This is a genomic window from Pseudomonas sp. lyk4-R2A-8 (assembly GCF_030209095.1).
Lineage (GTDB): Bacteria > Pseudomonadota > Gammaproteobacteria > Pseudomonadales > Pseudomonadaceae > Aquipseudomonas > Aquipseudomonas quebecensis.
On the sequence record NZ_JARVSS010000012.1, the window covers coordinates 13,566 to 29,883 of the forward strand.

At 61.3% G+C, this 16,318-nt stretch carries 13 protein-coding genes and 1 pseudogene; 4 read left to right on the plus strand and 10 right to left on the minus strand.

Going from position 1 to position 16,318, the window contains the following annotated elements; all coding sequences use genetic code 11:
• Positions 1–33 precede the first annotated feature (33 nt).
• Together betT and mgrA are read left to right on the plus strand one after the other, a co-directional pair.
• Positions 34–1,995, plus strand: a complete 1,962-nt coding sequence (betT, locus tag QRN10_RS13605; RefSeq protein ID WP_266247446.1) for a choline transporter BetT — start codon at positions 34–36, stop codon at positions 1,993–1,995.
• Positions 1,996–2,167: 172 nt separating this feature from the next.
• Complete coding sequence (gene mgrA, locus QRN10_RS13610) at positions 2,168–3,205, plus strand: L-glyceraldehyde 3-phosphate reductase (protein ID WP_181081041.1); 1,038 nt, start codon at positions 2,168–2,170, stop codon at positions 3,203–3,205.
• Positions 3,206–3,265: 60 nt separating this feature from the next.
• On the opposite strand, the gene tauD is transcribed toward mgrA, so the two are convergent.
• The 7 genes and pseudogenes from tauD to QRN10_RS13645 all read right to left on the minus strand — a co-directional run bounded on the left by tauD (position 3,266) and on the right by QRN10_RS13645 (position 11,418).
• Positions 3,266–4,102: a taurine dioxygenase gene (gene tauD / locus QRN10_RS13615; protein ID WP_181081038.1), complete on the minus strand. Its 837-nt coding sequence runs from the start codon at positions 4,100–4,102 to the stop codon at positions 3,266–3,268.
• A 12-nt stretch (positions 4,103–4,114) separates the two neighbouring features.
• A complete protein-coding gene (gene tauC, locus QRN10_RS13620) occupies positions 4,115–4,951 on the minus strand; it encodes a taurine ABC transporter permease TauC (RefSeq protein ID WP_181081037.1) in 837 nt (278 codons plus the stop codon).
• On the minus strand, positions 4,948–5,727 hold the full coding sequence (gene tauB / locus QRN10_RS13625; protein WP_181081036.1) for a taurine ABC transporter ATP-binding subunit: 780 nt from the start codon (positions 5,725–5,727) through the stop codon (positions 4,948–4,950). The genes tauC and tauB overlap by 4 nt, the downstream gene beginning before the upstream one ends.
• A gap of 17 nt (positions 5,728–5,744) precedes the next feature.
• Positions 5,745–6,722: pseudogene (gene tauA / locus QRN10_RS13630) on the minus strand (taurine ABC transporter substrate-binding protein).
• Between the two features lie 190 nt (positions 6,723–6,912).
• Positions 6,913–8,496 (minus strand): glutamate--cysteine ligase, encoded by a 1,584-nt coding sequence (gshA, locus tag QRN10_RS13635; RefSeq protein ID WP_181081034.1) that lies wholly within the window; start codon positions 8,494–8,496, stop codon positions 6,913–6,915.
• A gap of 214 nt (positions 8,497–8,710) precedes the next feature.
• A complete protein-coding gene (locus QRN10_RS13640) occupies positions 8,711–9,094 on the minus strand; it encodes a PaaI family thioesterase (protein WP_181081033.1) in 384 nt (127 codons plus the stop codon).
• Positions 9,094–11,418 (minus strand): Tex family protein, encoded by a 2,325-nt coding sequence (locus tag QRN10_RS13645; protein WP_253509959.1) that lies wholly within the window; start codon positions 11,416–11,418, stop codon positions 9,094–9,096. The genes QRN10_RS13640 and QRN10_RS13645 overlap by 1 nt, the downstream gene beginning before the upstream one ends.
• Before the next feature lie 356 nt (positions 11,419–11,774).
• On the opposite strand from QRN10_RS13645, the gene ompR reads away from it, so the two are divergent.
• Positions 11,775–12,515: an osmolarity response regulator transcription factor OmpR gene (gene ompR / locus QRN10_RS13650; RefSeq protein ID WP_181081031.1), complete on the plus strand. Its 741-nt coding sequence runs from the start codon at positions 11,775–11,777 to the stop codon at positions 12,513–12,515.
• Between the two features lie 117 nt (positions 12,516–12,632).
• Positions 12,633–13,946 (plus strand): ATP-binding protein, encoded by a 1,314-nt coding sequence (locus QRN10_RS13655; RefSeq protein ID WP_181081030.1) that lies wholly within the window; start codon positions 12,633–12,635, stop codon positions 13,944–13,946.
• Positions 13,947–14,042: 96 nt separating this feature from the next.
• On the opposite strand, the gene rimK is transcribed toward QRN10_RS13655, so the two are convergent.
• From rimK to rimA, 3 genes are read right to left on the minus strand one after another with little or no spacing between them, the layout of a single operon-like run.
• Entirely contained in the window at positions 14,043–14,948 is a 906-nt protein-coding gene (rimK, locus tag QRN10_RS13660; protein ID WP_003171022.1) for a 30S ribosomal protein S6--L-glutamate ligase, read from the minus strand.
• A complete protein-coding gene (gene rimB / locus QRN10_RS13665) occupies positions 14,945–15,427 on the minus strand; it encodes a retropepsin-like aspartic endopeptidase RimB (RefSeq protein WP_005783815.1) in 483 nt (160 codons plus the stop codon). Before rimB ends, rimK begins: the two co-directional genes overlap by 4 nt.
• Before the next feature lie 13 nt (positions 15,428–15,440).
• The gene (gene rimA / locus QRN10_RS13670; RefSeq protein WP_181081029.1) at positions 15,441–16,220 is read right to left on the minus strand and encodes a S6 modification regulatory phosphodiesterase RimA; all 780 of its coding nucleotides are present in this window, start codon (positions 16,218–16,220) and stop codon (positions 15,441–15,443) included.
• Positions 16,221–16,318 lie beyond the last annotated feature (98 nt).

Below are 16,318 nucleotides of genomic sequence, written 5' to 3' on the forward strand. Positions count from 1 at the left end.
GCATCGTCTACCCCTTCCAGCGGCCTGGTGCGCATGAATGCGCCCGTTTTCTACTTTGCCGCGACCTTCATTCTGCTGTTCGGCATCACCGTCATCGCTATTCCGCAACAGGCCGGTGCCTGGCTGCTGGCGGCGCAAAACTGGGCGGCCAACACGGTCGGCTGGTACTACATGCTGGCGATGACCCTGTATCTGGTCTTCGTGGTGGTCACCGCGTTATCGGGCTACGGCAAGATAAAACTCGGTGCCGACCACGACGAGCCCGAATTCAGTTACTTGTCCTGGGCCGGCATGCTGTTCGCCGCCGGTATCAGCATTACGCTGTTTTTCTTCTGCGTGTCCGAGCCGTTGACGCACCTGGTGCAACCGCCCCAGGGCGCACCGATGAACGCCGACGCCGCGCGCCAGGCCATGCAGGTGCTGTTCCTGCATTGGGGCCTGCATGGCTGGGGCGTGTTCGCCTTCGTCGGCATGGCCCTGGCGTACTTCGCCTACCGGCATAACCTGCCGCTGGCGTTGCGTTCGGCGCTGTACCCGCTGATCGGCAAGCGCATCAACGGCCCCATCGGTTATGCGGTGGATGGCTTTGGCATCATCGCCACGGTGTTCGGCCTGGGCGCCGACATGGGTTTCGGCGTGTTGCATCTCAACTCCGGCCTGGACTACCTGTTCGGCATCGCCCACACCCAGTGGATCCAGGTTGGTTTGATCACCCTGATGATGGGCGCTGCGATCCTGGTGGCCATCGCCGGCGTGGACAAGGGCGTGCGGGTGATGTCCGACATCAACATGCTGCTGGCCTGTGCGTTGCTGCTGTTCGTGTTGTTTGCCGGCCCTACCCAGCACTTGCTCAACACCCTGATCCAGAACATCGGCGACTACCTCGGCGCCCTGCCGACCAAGAGCTTCGACGTCTACGCCTACAACAAACCCAGCGACTGGCTGGGCGGTTGGACGGTGTTCTACTGGGCCTGGTGGATCGCATGGTCGCCGTTCGTGGGCCTGTTTATCGCGCGGATTTCCCGTGGCCGCACCATCCGTGAATTCGTGTTCGGTGTGCTGCTGATCCCGCTGGGTTTTACCCTGGCGTGGATGTCGATCTTCGGCAACAGTGCCATCGACCAAGTGCTCAACCACGGCATGGCGGCGCTCGGTCAGTCGGCCATCGACAACCCATCGATGAGTCTCTACCTGCTGCTTGAAACCTATCCGTGGAGCAAGACCGTGATCGCCGTCACGGTGTTTATCAGCTTTGTGTTCTTCGTCACCTCGGCCGATTCCGGCACTGTGGTGCTGTCGACGCTGTCGTCCAAGGGCGGCAACGCCGACGAAGATGGGCCGAAGTGGCTGCGGGTGTTCTGGGGCGCGATGACGGCACTGGTGACCAGTGCGTTGCTGTTCGCCGGCAGTATCGACTCGCTCAAGTCGGCGGTGGTACTGACCTCTTTGCCGTTCTCGCTGATTCTGCTGCTGATGATGTGGGGGCTGCACAAGGCGTTCTACATGGAGTCGCAAAAGCAGATCGCCCAGTTGCATTCGCTGGCGCCGATCTCTGCGTCACGCAAGGGCCGTGGCGGTTGGCGTCAACGCTTGAGCCAGGCCGTGCATTTTCCGTCGCGTGATGAGGTGTACCGTTTCCTCGAATCGACCGTGCGCCCGGCCATCGAAGAAGTGACCGCGGTGTTTGTCGAGAAGGGCCTGAACGTCGTGACCCAACCGGACCCGGCCAACGACAGCGTCAGCCTGGAAATCGGCCACGGCGAGGAGCGTCCGTTTGTCTATCAGGTGCAGATGCGCGGGTACTTCACGCCGTCGTTTGCCCTGGGTGGCATGGGCAAGAAAGCGATCAACAACCGTCGCTATTACCGGGCCGAGGTGCACTTGAGCGAAGGCAGCCAGGACTACGACCTGGTGGGCTACACCAAGGAGCAGATCATCAACGACATCCTCGACCAGTACGAGCGTCATCTGCAGTTCCTGCACTTGGTGCGCTAGAGAAGAGGCTTGCGTCGCCTGACGCGTGCCGATCACGCCGCGTCAGGTTGTTCCTCTCGGGTAGGACTTTGCTGTAAAACGGAAAAGGCGAAGTTAAGCGATTCAGCTGCTCAAAGGTCTGGGAATAGCCTTATTCCCAGACCTTATTAGCCCTACTCCAAGAGAGGATTCGATGACTTATATTGCTGCCGAAAACCGCTATGAAACGCTTCCGTATCGCCGTGTAGGCCGCAGTGGCCTGGTGCTCCCGGCACTGTCCCTGGGGCTGTGGCACAACTTTGGCGACAGCACCCCGATCGACACCCAGCGCGCCTTGCTGCGTACCGCATTCGACCTGGGCATCAACCACTTTGACCTGGCCAACAACTACGGCCCGCCCTACGGCAGCGCCGAGATCAATTTCGGCCGTCTGCTGCGCGAAGACTTCAAGCATTACCGTGACGAACTGATCATCTCCAGCAAAGCCGGCTGGGACATGTGGCCCGGCCCCTATGGCCAGGGCGGCGGTTCGCGCAAATACGTACTGGCCAGCCTCGACCAGAGCCTGCAACGCCTGGGCGTGGATTACGTGGACATCTTCTACTCCCACCGCTTCGACGCCGACACGCCGCTGGAAGAAACCGCCAGCGCGCTGGCCACCGCCGTGCAACAGGGCAAGGCGCTGTATATCGGCATTTCGTCCTACTCCGGGGTCAAAACCCGCGAGATGGCCGCGTTGCTCAAAGAATGGAAAGTACCGCTGTTGATCCACCAACCGGCCTACAACCTGCTCAACCGCTGGGTGGAAAAAGACCTGCTGGATACGACCGAAGAACTCGGCGCCGGGGTAATCGCCTTCACGCCGCTGGCTCAGGGTTTACTCACTGACAAGTACCTCAACGGCGTACCCGCCGACGCACGGGTCAACCGCCCAGGTGGCGGTTCGTTGCAGGCCAGGCACCTGTCGGAAAGCAACATTGCCCACGTGCGTGCGCTGAACGAAATTGCCCAGCGCCGTGGCCAGAGCCTGGCACAAATGGCGTTGGCCTGGACCCTGCGCGATCCACGGGTGACCAGTGCGCTGATCGGCGCGAGCCGTCCGGAGCAGATCATCGAAAACGTCGGTGCGTTGAAGAACCTGAGCTTCAGCGCGGAAGAACTGGCGCAGATCGATCGGTTTGCACAGGAAGGCGGGATTAACTTGTGGGAAAAGCCATCTACCGCTGAGTAATCAGGTTCAACCTGATCAATGTGAGAGGGGGCAAGCCCCTCCCACTTTGATATGTGTGGTTCAGAACGGCACGTCCCCGAGGATCGTCGCCCGGTGCATCACGCGCCGCTGCGGCCGGTAATCGTCCACTGCGTAGTGCTGGGTGACGCGATTGTCCCAGAACGCCACGTCGTTCTCCTGCCAGCGCCAGCGGAGGGTGAACTCCGGCCGTGTGGCGTGGGCAAACAGCAGCTTGAGGATTGCTTCGCTCTCTGCCGGCTCAAGTTCATTGATCCGAGTGGTGAACCCTTCATTGACAAACAGCGACTTACGCCCGCTGACCGGATGCGTACGCACGACCGGGTGCGACAGCGGCGGGTTTTTCCTGCGGGCTGCTTCCCAGCGCGCCAGGTCTTCGGCGCTGTTGCCAAAGCGTTCCAGCGGGAAGGACTGGATGAAATCGTGGGTCGCGGTGAGGCCATTCAGCAGCATTTTCAGCGGTTCCGACAACGCTTCATAAGCTGCAATGCCGCTGGCCCATAATGTGTCGCCGCCAAATGCCGGCAGCAGCTTGGCACTGAGTACGGCGCCGAGCGCCGGAGTGGGCAGGAAGGTCACGTCGGTGTGCCACACGGCGTTGTCGCGTACGTCGGTGACGGCGGTGTCGAGCACCAGCACTTCGGGCTGTTCCGGCACGTTGGGGTAGATCGGGTGAATGTGCAGGTCGCCGAAATTCGCCGCGAATCGCGCTTGTTGTGCAGGGGTGATCGGCTGGTCTCGAAAGAACAGCACCGAGTGAGTGAGCAATGCCTGCTCGATGGCGTCGCGCTGTTCAGGGCTCAACGGCCGGGTGATGTCGACACCACTGATCTGGGCGCCCAGGGCGGTGCTCAAGGGGGTTACGGTGAGGTTGCTCATGGTTCTCATCACTCAATGTGCCTGGCCATGCCAGGGCACCCATTTACGCTGCAGGGCACGCAGGCCCATTTCCATGGCGAAGGCGATCAGGGCGATTACCAGAATCCCCAGCACCACCACATCGGTGACCAGGAACTGCGCCGCCGACTGCACCATGAACCCCAGGCCACTGGTGGCCGCGATCAGTTCAGCGGCGACCAGCGTCGACCAACCCACGCCCAGGCCGATGCGCACTCCGGTGAGGATGTCGGGCAGGGCGCTGGGCAGGATCACGTGGCGAATCAGCTGGGCACGGCTCGCGCCCAACGATTGCGCGGCGCGCAGCTTGGCCGGGTCGACGGTGCGCACGCCGGTCGCGGTGGCGATGGCGATCGGTGCAAAAATCGCCAGGTAGATCAGCAGCACCTTGGAAAGCTCGCCAATGCCGCACCAGATTACGATTAACGGCAGATAAGCCAGGGGCGGGATCGGCCGATAGAATTCGATCACCGGATCGAGGATGCCCCGGGCGATGCGGTTGGCGCCGATGGCGATGCCTACGGGCACGGCGGTCAGCACCGCGAAACCCAGCCCCAGCCCGATGCGCCCCAGGCTTGCGGCCAGATGCTGCCACAACGTTGAGTCCATGTAGCCGCTGGTTGCCAGCAACCACCCTTTTTGCAGCACGGCGGATGGCGGCGGCAGAAACAGCGGCTCAATCATGCCGCTGGCGGTGACGGCCCACCAGGCGGCCAGCAAGACGAACAGGGTCAATACACTGATCCAGCGCGTACTCAGGCTACGACGCAGCGGGATAACCCTGTGTGGCGCCGGCTGGCTGGTGGTGACAGGGAGTTCATAGCTGCTCATACGGATACCTGCCGTTGGGAGAACACCTTGCCCAGTACGTGTTCGCGGGTTTCGATAAAGCGTGGATCGGACTTGATCGCCCGCGCCGATTCACCGGCGGCGTAGCGTTGGCCGAAGTCCAGGTGCAAGCGTTCGACGATGTGGCCGGGATTGGGCGCCAGCAGGATCAGGTCAGTGGCGAGGAACACCGCCTCTTCGATGTCATGGGTAATCAGGAACACCGGCTTGGCCGTGCGCCGCCAGACTTGCAGTAGCAATTCCTGCATTTGTTCGCGCGTGAAGGCATCCAGCGCGCCGAACGGCTCGTCCATCAGCAGCACGCGCGGATCGGCCGCCAACGCACGGGCGAGGCCGACGCGTTGCTTCTGCCCACCGGAGAGCTGCCAGATGCGGCGATTATCGAAACCGGCCAGGTCCACCAATGCCAGCATTTCCCGTGCGCGCACTTCGCGTTGCGCCTTGGCCACGCCGGCCAGCTCGAGGCCGAAACCGACGTTGGCCAGCACGTCCTGCCAGGGCAACAAGGCGTCGTCCTGGAACACCACGCCGCGTTCGGCGCTTGGGCCCTTGACCACTGCGCCGTCCAGAGTGATGCGGCCAGCGCTGGGTTCGACGAAACCGGCAATCAGGTTTAACAGCGAAGTCTTGCCGCTGCCGGACGGGCCGAGAGCCACCAGCAATTGCCGGGGGCCGAGCTCAAGTGAAATATCCGCCAGCACCGGTGTTGGGGCGCCTGGGTACTGTGCGCTGATGCGCTCCAGTTGTAGCAAGGCCATCGCGATGAACTCCCGGGTCAGTGAGTGATGTACTGGGCGCTGATGTAGGGGGCGTAGTCCGGCAGCACGGCGTCGACTTTGCCTTGTTCCTTGAGGAACACCGCCGTATCGGTCACAGCCTGGGTGGTCGGTGCGCCGAGCAGGCTCACCTGGTCAGCGGCCAGCGGGTAGACGTTGCCTTGCAACAGCAGCGGGATGTCACTGGCCTTGGCCCCGGAAAGCTTCACCAGTTTGTCGATGTTGCTCGTGTCGGCCAGCCAGGCCTGCGGGTCTTTGCGGTACGCCGCGTAGGCGTCCAGCGTGACCTTGGCGAAGGCCGTGACGATTTCCGGGTGCTTCTGGGCAAAATCCTTGCGCACGATCCACGCATCGAAAGTCGGCGCGCCGAGCTTGGCCAGTTCGCCGGAAGTGATCAGCACCTTGCCGTTCTCCTTGGCCACGCCCAGGGCTGGGTCCCATACGTAAGTGGCGTCGATATCACCGCGCTTCCAGGCCGCGATGATCGCCGGCGGGGCCAGGTTCAGGATGGTCACTTTCGACGGGTCGATGTTCCAGTGCTTCAACGCGGCCAACAGGCTGTAGTGGCCGGTGGAAACGAAGGGCACAGCGACTTTCTTGCCGATCAGGTCCTGGGGGCCGTTGATCCCGGAACCATTGCGCGCCACCAGCGCTTCGGCGCCGCCGATCTGGGTGGCAACGAGAAAAGTCTGCACCGGCACCTTGCGTGTGATCGCAGCGGTCAGCGGGCTGGAGCCGAGGTAACCGATCTGTACGTCGCCGGAGGCGATGGCGGCGATGATGTCGGCGCCGTTGTCGAATTTGCGCCAGTCGATCTTGGCGTTGGTGGCTTTTTCATACGCGCCGTCGGCCTGGGCAACTTTGGCCGGGTCTACGGTGGTCTGTTAAGCGATGGTCACATCCGCCGCCTGGGCGAACAGGCTGGCACCGGCCAGGGACAACGCGGCCAGGAGGCGCAGAGGGGTTAACAGTTTCAAGGGGAAGCTCCTCAATCAGGCGGCCGAGGGTCGGCGTGTGAGGAGACTAAATGATCTAAGAATTCGAAAATAAATAACATTTTCGAATTAGCTTATGGGCGAAAGGTTGAGGCGAGGCTGGAGATGGATGAGGGCAAATGTGGGGAGGGGGCAATCCCCCTCTCACATTTTGCGCCGGGTTCGGCTTCAGTTAGTTGCTGATGGCGAGAATGCTCGCCTGGTACGACCCGACAAACACATCAAAATCGCCCACTTCGTTCTGCTCCAGCTCAGCCTGCTGTGCCAGCGACGCGCGCGCCAGTTCTTCAAAACGTGCCTGTTCCTCGGCCGCCAGCGGCTCTTTGCGGAAATACTCGGCATGCAGCTCGCTCTGGTGCAGGGAGAACTGCGCGAAACTCTCTTTGCGCTCGGCCATCGCCGCCAGCACCTGCGCTGACGGCGTCAGGGACGGGTCCTTGACCTTGGCCAACTGGGCGTCCAGCGCCTGGCTGTGTTCGGTGATGCCGTGGCTTTCATCGAGCAGGGCGGCCAGCGGCGCGATCTGTTCCAGCAACTCGGCGGCCCATTCCTTCATGTCCACGGCCTGGCCCTGACGCTGCAATTGCAGGCCTGGGCGGCGACCTTCCTTGACCACGCTGAGGAAGTTGGAAGTAGCGTTGCCACATTCGTTGTTGGCGAACAGCGGGCTGTCATTGAGCGCGCAGTACAACAGGAACGCGTCGAGGAACCGCGACTCCGGCAGGTCGATGCCCATCGGCAGGAAGGGGTTGATGTCCAGGCAGCGCACTTCGATGTACTGGATGCCCCGCGCCATCAGTGCCTGGATCGGCCGTTCGCCGGTGTAGGTCACGCGCTTGGGGCGGATATTGGAGTAGTACTCGTTTTCGATCTGCAGGATGTTGGTGTTGAGTTGTACCCACTCACCGTCCTTGTGCGTGCCGATTTCGACGTACGGCGCGTAAGGCGTTGCCACCGCTTTGCGCAGACTGTCGGTGTAACTGGCCAGGTCGTTGTAGCACGGCGTCAGGCCGGCCTGAGCGTTACTCTGGTAACCCAGGTCACTCATGCGCAGGCTGGTGGCGTAAGGCAGATAGAGGGTGTCGGCGTCGAGCGCTTCCAACTGGTGCGAGCGACCGCGAAGGAACCCCGCATCCAGGGCCGGCGAGGCACCGAACAGGTACATCAACAGCCAGCTGTAGCGGCGGAAATTACGGATCAGCGCGATATACGCATCGGACTGGAATTCGCGGTCGGTGCCGACAAAGCCTTCGGCTTCCTTGAGCAGCGGCCATAATTTTTCCGGCAGCGAGAAGTTGTAATGGATTCCGGCGATGCACTGCATGGTCTTGCCGTAACGCAGCGCCAGGCCCTTGCGGTACACATACTTGAGCTGTCCGATATTGGAGGTGCCGTAGTAGGCAATCGGAATATCTTCCTCGGCCGGCAACGGGCACGGCATCGAGGGGCTCCACAGGTATTCGCTGCCCAGCTTGGTGTAGGCAAAGCGGTGGATTTTTTCCAGGCTGCTCAGGGTGTCGGCCGGGTTGGGCAAGGCTGGCGTGATGAACTCCAGCAGCGACTCCGAATAATCGGTGGTGATCTGCTCGTGGGTCAACGCAGCGCCCAGGGCTTCGGGGTGCGGCGTCTGCGCCAGGCGACCTTCACCTGTGACACGTAGGCATTCGCGCTCGATGCCGTGCAGGCACTGCTCTAGCAGGGAGAGGTGTTCGCGCTTGCCGAGCAGGGCCAGGCGGCGGTTGAGAAGTTCGCTCAAGTTGGATTCCTTCACGCGTCAGTCGCCCCAATATGGGGGTGGGCAGGACGGTCTACAAGGGTGAAGTTAAAACTGGCGTGATCGCCTGGTTTTGAGTCAAGTTGACCCGCTTTGGAAAAGCCTACTTCATTCCATGAATTGGGCTATAGCGCAGCAAGAAAATTCCGACGCTGTTAGCGCAGCGCCGAAATTAACTCAAATCAGGGGCGGGGAGCTATAGGACAGCGAACGTGCCCTGTGCTTTTGCGACAAGTTTTTCGCCCTCGTACACATCCGCCTCGACCACCAATGTGCGACGACCTGCGTGAATGATGCGGCTGGTGCACAGCACTTCACCTTCCTCCACGGCGCGAATGTAATTGATCTTGCATTCGATGGTCGCGCTCTGCTGGTCGAAACCATGGGCGCTGGAACAGGCCAGTCCCATGGTGATGTCCACCAGGCTGAATATCGCCCCGCCATGCAGCTTGCCTGCGCGGTTGCGCAGCTGCGGCGCCAGGCTCAGGGCCACCTCGGCAACGCCCGGTTCCAGACGTTGCAGGCGGCAGCCGATCAGCTCGCTGAAGGCGCTCTGCGCCAGGCCTGCGGGGATGTCCATCAACGTTTCTTCAACTGTTTGGCGTTGGCGAACAACGAGGCCATGGCATTGTTGCTCGGCGCTGCCGTGGCGGTTTCCTTGCGCGGTGCGCTGTTCTGCGACGAACGCGCAGCGGAGCCAGGGCGTGCGCCACGGGCACCGTCGATTTTCTCGCCGGGGGTGTCGCTCATGCGCATCGACAGGCCGACGCGTTTGCGCGGGATGTCGACTTCCATGACCTTGACCTTGACCACGTCACCGGCCTTGACCGCTTCGCGCGGATCCTTGATGAATTTCTCCGAAAGCGCGGAAATATGCACCAAACCGTCCTGATGCACACCGATGTCCACAAAAGCGCCGAAGTTGGTGACGTTGGTCACCACACCTTCGAGGATCATGCCCGGTTGCAGGTCCTTGAGGTCTTCGACACCGTCCTGGAATTCTGCTGTCTTGAACTCGGGGCGCGGGTCGCGGCCCGGTTTTTCCAGCTCTTGCAGGATGTCGGTGATGGTCGGCACGCCGAAGGTTTCGTCGGTGTACTTCTTCGGGTCCAGGCGCTTGAGGAACGCGGCGTCGCCGATCAGCGAGCGGATGTCGCGGTCGGTCTCGGCGGCAATTCGCTGCACCAGCGGGTAGGCTTCCGGGTGGACCGCCGAGGCGTCCAGCGGGTTGTCACCGTTCATGACGCGCAGGAAACCGGCGGCCTGCTCGAAGGTTTTTTCACCCAGGCGTGCGACTTTTTTCAGCGCTGCGCGGGTCTTGAATGCGCCGTTTTCATCGCGGTGGTTGACGATGTTCTGCGCCAGGGTGGCGTTAAGGCCGGAAATTCGCGCCAGCAGCGCCACCGAAGCGGTGTTGACGTCCACACCCACGGCGTTTACGCAGTCTTCGACGACCGCATCCAGGCCGCGCGCCAGCTTTAACTGCGACACGTCGTGCTGGTACTGGCCGACGCCGATGGATTTAGGGTCGATCTTCACCAGTTCGGCCAAGGGGTCCTGCAGGCGACGGGCAATGGAGACCGCGCCACGGATCGATACGTCGAGGTCCGGGAATTCCTTGGAAGCCAGCTCCGACGCCGAATACACCGACGCGCCCGCTTCGGAAACCATGACTTTGGTCATCTTCATGGCTGGGTATTTTTTGATCAGTTCGGCGGCCAGTTTGTCGGTTTCGCGGCTGGCGGTGCCGTTGCCGATGGCGATCAGGTCGACCGAATGCTTGGCACACAGGGCGGCGAGGATCGCGAGGGTCTGGTCCCACTTGTTGTGCGGCACGTGCGGGTACACGGTGGCGTGGTCCAGCAGCTTGCCGGTGGCGTCGACCACGGCGACCTTGCAACCGGTGCGCAGGCCAGGGTCCAGACCCAGCGTGGCGCGCGGACCGGCCGGGGCAGCCAGCAGCAGGTCGTGCAGGTTGTGGGCGAATACGTTGATCGCCTCGGTCTCGGCACCGTCGCGCAGCTCACCCAGCAGGTCGGTTTCCAGGTGGGTGTAGAGCTTGACCTTCCAGGTCCAGCGCACCACTTCACCGAGCCATTTGTCCGCAGGGCGGTTTTGATTCTGGATGCCGAATTGTTGACCGATCATGCCTTCGCACGGGTGCATGGTGCCTGGCAGTTCATCGCCGACCTTGAGCGAGGAGCTGAGAATGCCTTCGTTGCGGCCGCGGAAAATGGCGAGGGCACGATGGGACGGCATGCTCTTGAGCGGCTCGTCGTGTTCGAAATAGTCACGGAACTTGGCGCCTTCTTCCTCTTTGCCGGCGATCACACGGGCACTGAGAATGGCTTCCTGCTTCAAATAGTTACGCAGCTTTTCCAGCAGGCTGGCGTCTTCGGCGAAGCGTTCCATGAGGATGTACTTGGCACCCTCCAGCGCGGCCTTGGTGTCGGCGACGCCTTTTTCGGCATCGACAAAGCGCGCGGCTTCGGTTTCCGGGGTCAGCGACGGGTCGTTGAACAGGCCGTCGGCCAACTCGCCGAGGCCGGCTTCCAGGGCGATCTGGCCTTTGGTGCGGCGCTTCTGTTTGTATGGAAGGTAAAGGTCTTCGAGGCGGGTCTTGGTGTCCGCAAGCTTGATGTCGCGCTCCAGTTGCGGGGTCAGCTTGCCCTGTTCCTCGATGCTGGCGAGGATGCTGATACGCCGTTCGTCGAGTTCTCGCAGGTAGCGTAGGCGCTCTTCCAGATGCCGCAATTGGGTATCGTCGAGGCTGCCGGTCACTTCTTTACGGTAACGGGCAATAAAGGGCACCGTGGAGCCTTCGTCCAGTAGCGCGACGGCCGCTTCGACCTGTTGTGGGCGTACACCGAGTTCCTCGGCAATGCGGCTGTTGATGCTGTCCATAAAACCACCTGAAATTCTGAAAAGCAGCTCGCGAGCCCGGAAAACAAGGCCTTGCGAGACTGGTTGAGCGGCCCGACCGGCGCCGCTGCCTGGGTCAAAGGCAGCCTATTGACCCTCGAAATCGAAAAAATCACGACAAGCGGGTGAAAAAAGCCCTGCAGTAAACGGTAACGATCTGACGTTGCCCTGCACGAAGGCGCGGCATTATAACCGGCGTTCTGCCCTTGGGGGGTACTGTGCCAGGAGGTTGTAGGGCGCGGGTTCGCTGGCAGTAGAGGAAAAATCTGCTAACAATGCACACGGTGCGTATAACGGCAGCTAGGCCATAATGCGCGCCGAGATAAGAGGAGCATCCAATGAGCAGCACTGCACACACTGCTGAAGGCGAAAAAATTCTCATCGTTGATGACGATCCGGGGCTGAGCAGCCTGCTGGAGCGTTTCTTCAACTCCAAAGGCTATCGAGCCCGCGCGGTACCGAATACCGAGCAGATGGACCGCCTCCTGGGGCGTGAAGTGTTCAATCTTGTCGTGCTCGACCTCATGCTGCCCGGCGAAGACGGCCTGACCGCCTGCAAGCGCCTGCGCGGTGCCAACAACCAGATTCCCATCATCATGCTCACCGCCAAGGGCGACGAGCTTAGCCGCATCAAGGGGCTCGAACTGGGCGCCGATGACTACTTGGCCAAGCCGTTCAATCCCGATGAGTTGATGGCGCGTGTCAAAGCGGTCCTGCGTCGTCAGGCACCGGCGGTGCCGGGCGCTCCGGGCAGTGAAGACGAGAGCGTCACGTTTGGCGATTACGAGCTGTCGCTGGCGACCCGCGAGCTCAAGCGCGGCGAAGAAGTGCACATGCTGACCACCGGCGAATTCGCCGTGCTGAAGGCGCTGGTCATGAACGCGCGTCAGCCGCTCACGCGTGACAAACTGATGAACCTGGCCCGTGGTCGCGAGTGGGACGCGCTGGAGCGTTCCATCGACGTACAGATCTCACGTTTGCGCCGGATGATCGAACCGGACCCGTCCAAACCGCGTTATATCCAGACGGTGTGGGGTGTGGGGTATGTGTTCGTGCCGGATGGCACTGCTACAAAGTGATCAATGACTTGCAGGTGCGGGCATCCTGGCGTTTGACTCCATAAAGGTCGACGGGATGCCTGGCGTCTGCAATTCTGCGAGCGCCGCTCATTCCTGCAAGGTGTCCAGCTGTCCTCTATGAAAACCCCGCTGTGGTTCCCGCAAAGTTTCTTCTCCCGCACCCTTTGGCTGGTGCTGATCGTCGTTCTGTTTTCCAAGGCGCTTACCCTGGTTTATCTGCTGATGAACGAGGACGTGCTGGTGGACCGGCAATACAGCCATGGTGTCGCGTTGACGCTGCGTGCCTATTGGGCCGCCGACCCCGAGAATCGCGAGAAGATCGCCAAGGCCGCCACGCTGGTGCGCGTGGCCGGTGCCGGGGTGCCGGAAGGCGAGCAGCACTGGCCCTACAGCGAGATCTACCAGCGGCAGATGCAGGCCGAACTGGGGGAGGACACCGAAGTACGGTTGCGCATGCATGTATCGCCCGCATTGTGGGTACGTGCGCCAAGCCTGGGCGAGGATTGGATGAAGGTGCCGCTGTATCCGCACCCTTTGCGCGGGCAGAAAATCTGGAACGTGCTGGGTTGGTTCCTGGCCATTGGGCTGCTTTCAACCGCGTCCGCGTGGATCTTCGTGCGCCAGCTCAACCAGCCGCTCAAGCGTCTGGTGTTCGCTGCCCGGCAACTGGGCCAGGGCCGCAGTGTGCGCTTACCAGTCAGCGATACGCCCAGTGAAATGACTGAGGTGTACAGCGCCTTCAACCAGATGGCGGAGGACGTCGAACAGGCCGGCCGCGAACGCGAGCTGATGCTGGCCGGCGTGTCTCACGACTTGCGCACGCCGTTGACGCGACTGCGCCTGTCCCTTGAGTTGATGGGCAATCCTACCGACCTGACAGATGACATGGTCCGCGACATTGAAGACATGGACGCGATCCTCGACCAATTCCTGGCGTTTATCCGTGATGGCCGTGACGAAATGGTCGAGGAAGTCGACCTGACCGAGCTGGTGCGTGAGGTCGTCGCGCCCTATAACCAGAACGGCGAGCAGGTGCGCATGCGCCTGCAGCCGATCCAACCGTTCGCGCTGCGGCGCGTGTCGATGAAGCGCCTGTTGAACAACCTGATCGGCAACGCCCTCCATCACGCCGGTTCGGATGTGGAAGTGGCAGCGTACGTGTCCGGGGACAGCACTGCCCCGTATGTGGTGCTGAGCGTGATGGACCGCGGCACCGGCATTGATCCTGCGGAGCTGGAAGGTATCTTCAACCCGTTCACCCGAGGGGATCGTGCACGTGGCGGCAAGGGGACGGGCCTGGGCCTGGCGATCGTGCGACGGATTGCTTCGATGCATGGCGGCAATGTCGAGTTGCGTAACCGCGAAGGCGGCGGCCTGGAAGCGAGGGTGCGCTTGCCGCTTGGGCTGATGCTGCCAAGAGATGCGGTATAGAGACAGCGGCAAGTTTCAAGCTTAAAGCCGCAAGCGAAAGGCCGACAGCTTTTGCCCTTTCTTGCAGCTTATCGCTTGAAGCTAACAGCGGCGTCCCTAACCCTTGCCCTTGGTCCTGGTCATATTCGGCCCGCCGTTTTTTTCCAGATGCTGGATGATGATCCCCGCCACATCCTTGCCGGTGGTGGTCTCGATCCCTTCCAGGCCGGGTGAGGAATTCACCTCCATCACCAGCGGCCCATGATTGGAACGCAGGATATCCACCCCCGCTACCGCCAAGCCCATCACCTTGGCCGCCCGCAGCGCGGTCATGCGTTCTTCCGGGGTGATCTTGATCAGGCTGGCACTGCCGCCGCGGTGCAGGTTGGAGCGAAACTCACCCGGCTTGGCCTGGCGCTTCATGGCGGCGATGACTTTGTCGCCCACCACGAAGCAGCGGATGTCCGCCCCGCCGGCTTCCTTGATGTATTCCTGCACCATGATGTTCTGCTTGAGGCCCATGAAGGCCTCGATCACCGACTCGGCCGCGGTGGCGGTTTCACACAGCACCACGCCGATGCCTTGCGTGCCCTCTAATACCTTGATCACCAGCGGTGCGCCGTTGACCATTTCGATCAAGTCCGGGATGTCGTCGGGCGAATGGGCAAAACCGGTGACCGGCAAGCCGATGCCCCGGCGAGACAGCAATTGCAACGAGCGCAGTTTGTCCCGCGAACGCGCAATGGCAACCGATTCGTTCAGCGGGAATACCCCCATCATTTCAAACTGCCGTAAAACGGCGCAGCCATAGAACGTCACCGATGCCCCGATACGCGGGATGACCGCGTCAAATCCCTCAAGAGGCTTGCCCCGGTAGTGAATTTGCGGCTTGTGGCTGGCAATGTTCATGTAGGCACGCAACGTGTCGATCACCACCATTTCATGGCCACGTTCAGTGCCGGCCTCGACCAGGCGGCGGGTGGAATACAGACGCGGGTTTCGCGACAGCACAGCAATCTTCATGCAGCACCTGGGGCAGAAATAGTAGAGACCGGGAACACCGGCTTGTCTTGAACGTACTTGACGCCGGGATTGACCACCAATTGGCCGTCGATCAGCGCCTTGGAGCCCAGCAACAGGCGGTAACGCATGGCTTTGCGGCAGGCCAGGGTGAATTCCACCCGCCATACCCGATCACCCAACGCCAGCGTGGTGCTGATTACATAACGCACCTGCGCATGGCCGTTGGAGCTCTTGATGGTTTTCATCGTCACCAGGGGCGCTTCACAGCGACGATGGCGCAGTTGCACAACGCTGCCCAGGTGTGCGGTAAAACGCACCCACTTTTCGCCGTCGCGCTCGAATGGCTCAATGTCGGTGGCGTGCAGGCTGGAAGTGCTGGCACCCGTATCAATCTTCGCGCGCAGCCCTGCCACTCCCAGGTCGGGAAGGGCCACCCACTCACGCAGACCCACAACGGTCAAATGGTCAAATGTCTTCAATATGGGTAACCGGTCAATTCGCCCAGGCCTGGGAAGGAATCTCGGCCAAAGCATTGAATGCGGGCCTGGCGAACCAATAGCCTTGCATCAGAAATATTCCACAGTCGGACAGGAAGTCTCGCTCCCCGGCACTTTCGATACCTTCGGCGATGACAGTAACGCCCAACTGCTCACAGATTGTGACAATCCCCCGGACGATTACCTGGCGGACGCGATCCTTGTCGACATCGCGAATGAGCGCCATATCAAGCTTGATCAAGTCAGGTTGGAAATCGGCCAGCAGATTCAGCCCCGAATAGCCCGCGCCGAAATCGTCGATGGCGGTCTTGAAGCCGAATTGGCGGTATTCACGCAGAATATTGGTCAAATGGCGATAGTTATCTACGTGCTCGCTCTCCAGTGTTTCGAAAATCAGCCGGTCCAGCGGAAAATTGTGCGCGCGTGCAGCCTCCAGCGTGCTGCGAATACACAGCTCCGGGCGATACACGGCATTGGGCATGAAGTTGATCGACAGGTGAGTGTGCATCCCCAGCGCCGCAGCGCCTGCAATGGCTTGGGTGCGGCAGCGCTGGTCGAAGCGATAGCGATTGCTTTCGTTGACCTGCTGCAGCACCGACAGTGCGCCTTCGCCATTGACGCCGCGCACCAGCGCTTCGTTGGCGAAGATCGAATGGTCCCGCAGGTCTACGATAGGTTGGTAGGCGAACGCGAAATCGAACCCGAGGGGTTCGCTCTGCTGGCAGCCCACGCACCGTTGGCCCGGCGAGGTGAGTGAAATGGGGAAGTCGGTCACGGCGTATCCTCGCGAAAACGGGGTGCTACCTGGCGTATCTTAGGTGAGCCTTGGGATTTATGCGTCGAAGGGTTTCAACGGTAAAGTTGCGACATTTT

Coding starts and splice junctions, on each gene's coding strand:
- ompR (WP_181081031.1), top strand. CDS start 11,775: ATGAGCAGCACTGCACACACTGCTGAAGGCGAAAAAATTCTCATCGTT.
- tauD (WP_181081038.1), bottom strand. CDS start 4,102: ATGAGCAACCTCACCGTAACCCCCTTGAGCACCGCCCTGGGCGCCCAG.
- betT (WP_266247446.1), top strand. CDS start 34: ATGAATGCGCCCGTTTTCTACTTTGCCGCGACCTTCATTCTGCTGTTC.
- tauC (WP_181081037.1), bottom strand. CDS start 4,951: ATGAGCAGCTATGAACTCCCTGTCACCACCAGCCAGCCGGCGCCACAC.
- mgrA (WP_181081041.1), top strand. CDS start 2,168: ATGACTTATATTGCTGCCGAAAACCGCTATGAAACGCTTCCGTATCGC.
- QRN10_RS13640 (WP_181081033.1), bottom strand. CDS start 9,094: ATGGACATCCCCGCAGGCCTGGCGCAGAGCGCCTTCAGCGAGCTGATC.
- QRN10_RS13645 (WP_253509959.1), bottom strand. CDS start 11,418: ATGGACAGCATCAACAGCCGCATTGCCGAGGAACTCGGTGTACGCCCA.
- tauB (WP_181081036.1), bottom strand. CDS start 5,727: ATGGCCTTGCTACAACTGGAGCGCATCAGCGCACAGTACCCAGGCGCC.
- rimK (WP_003171022.1), bottom strand. CDS start 14,948: ATGAAGATTGCTGTGCTGTCGCGAAACCCGCGTCTGTATTCCACCCGC.
- QRN10_RS13655 (WP_181081030.1), top strand. CDS start 12,633: ATGAAAACCCCGCTGTGGTTCCCGCAAAGTTTCTTCTCCCGCACCCTT.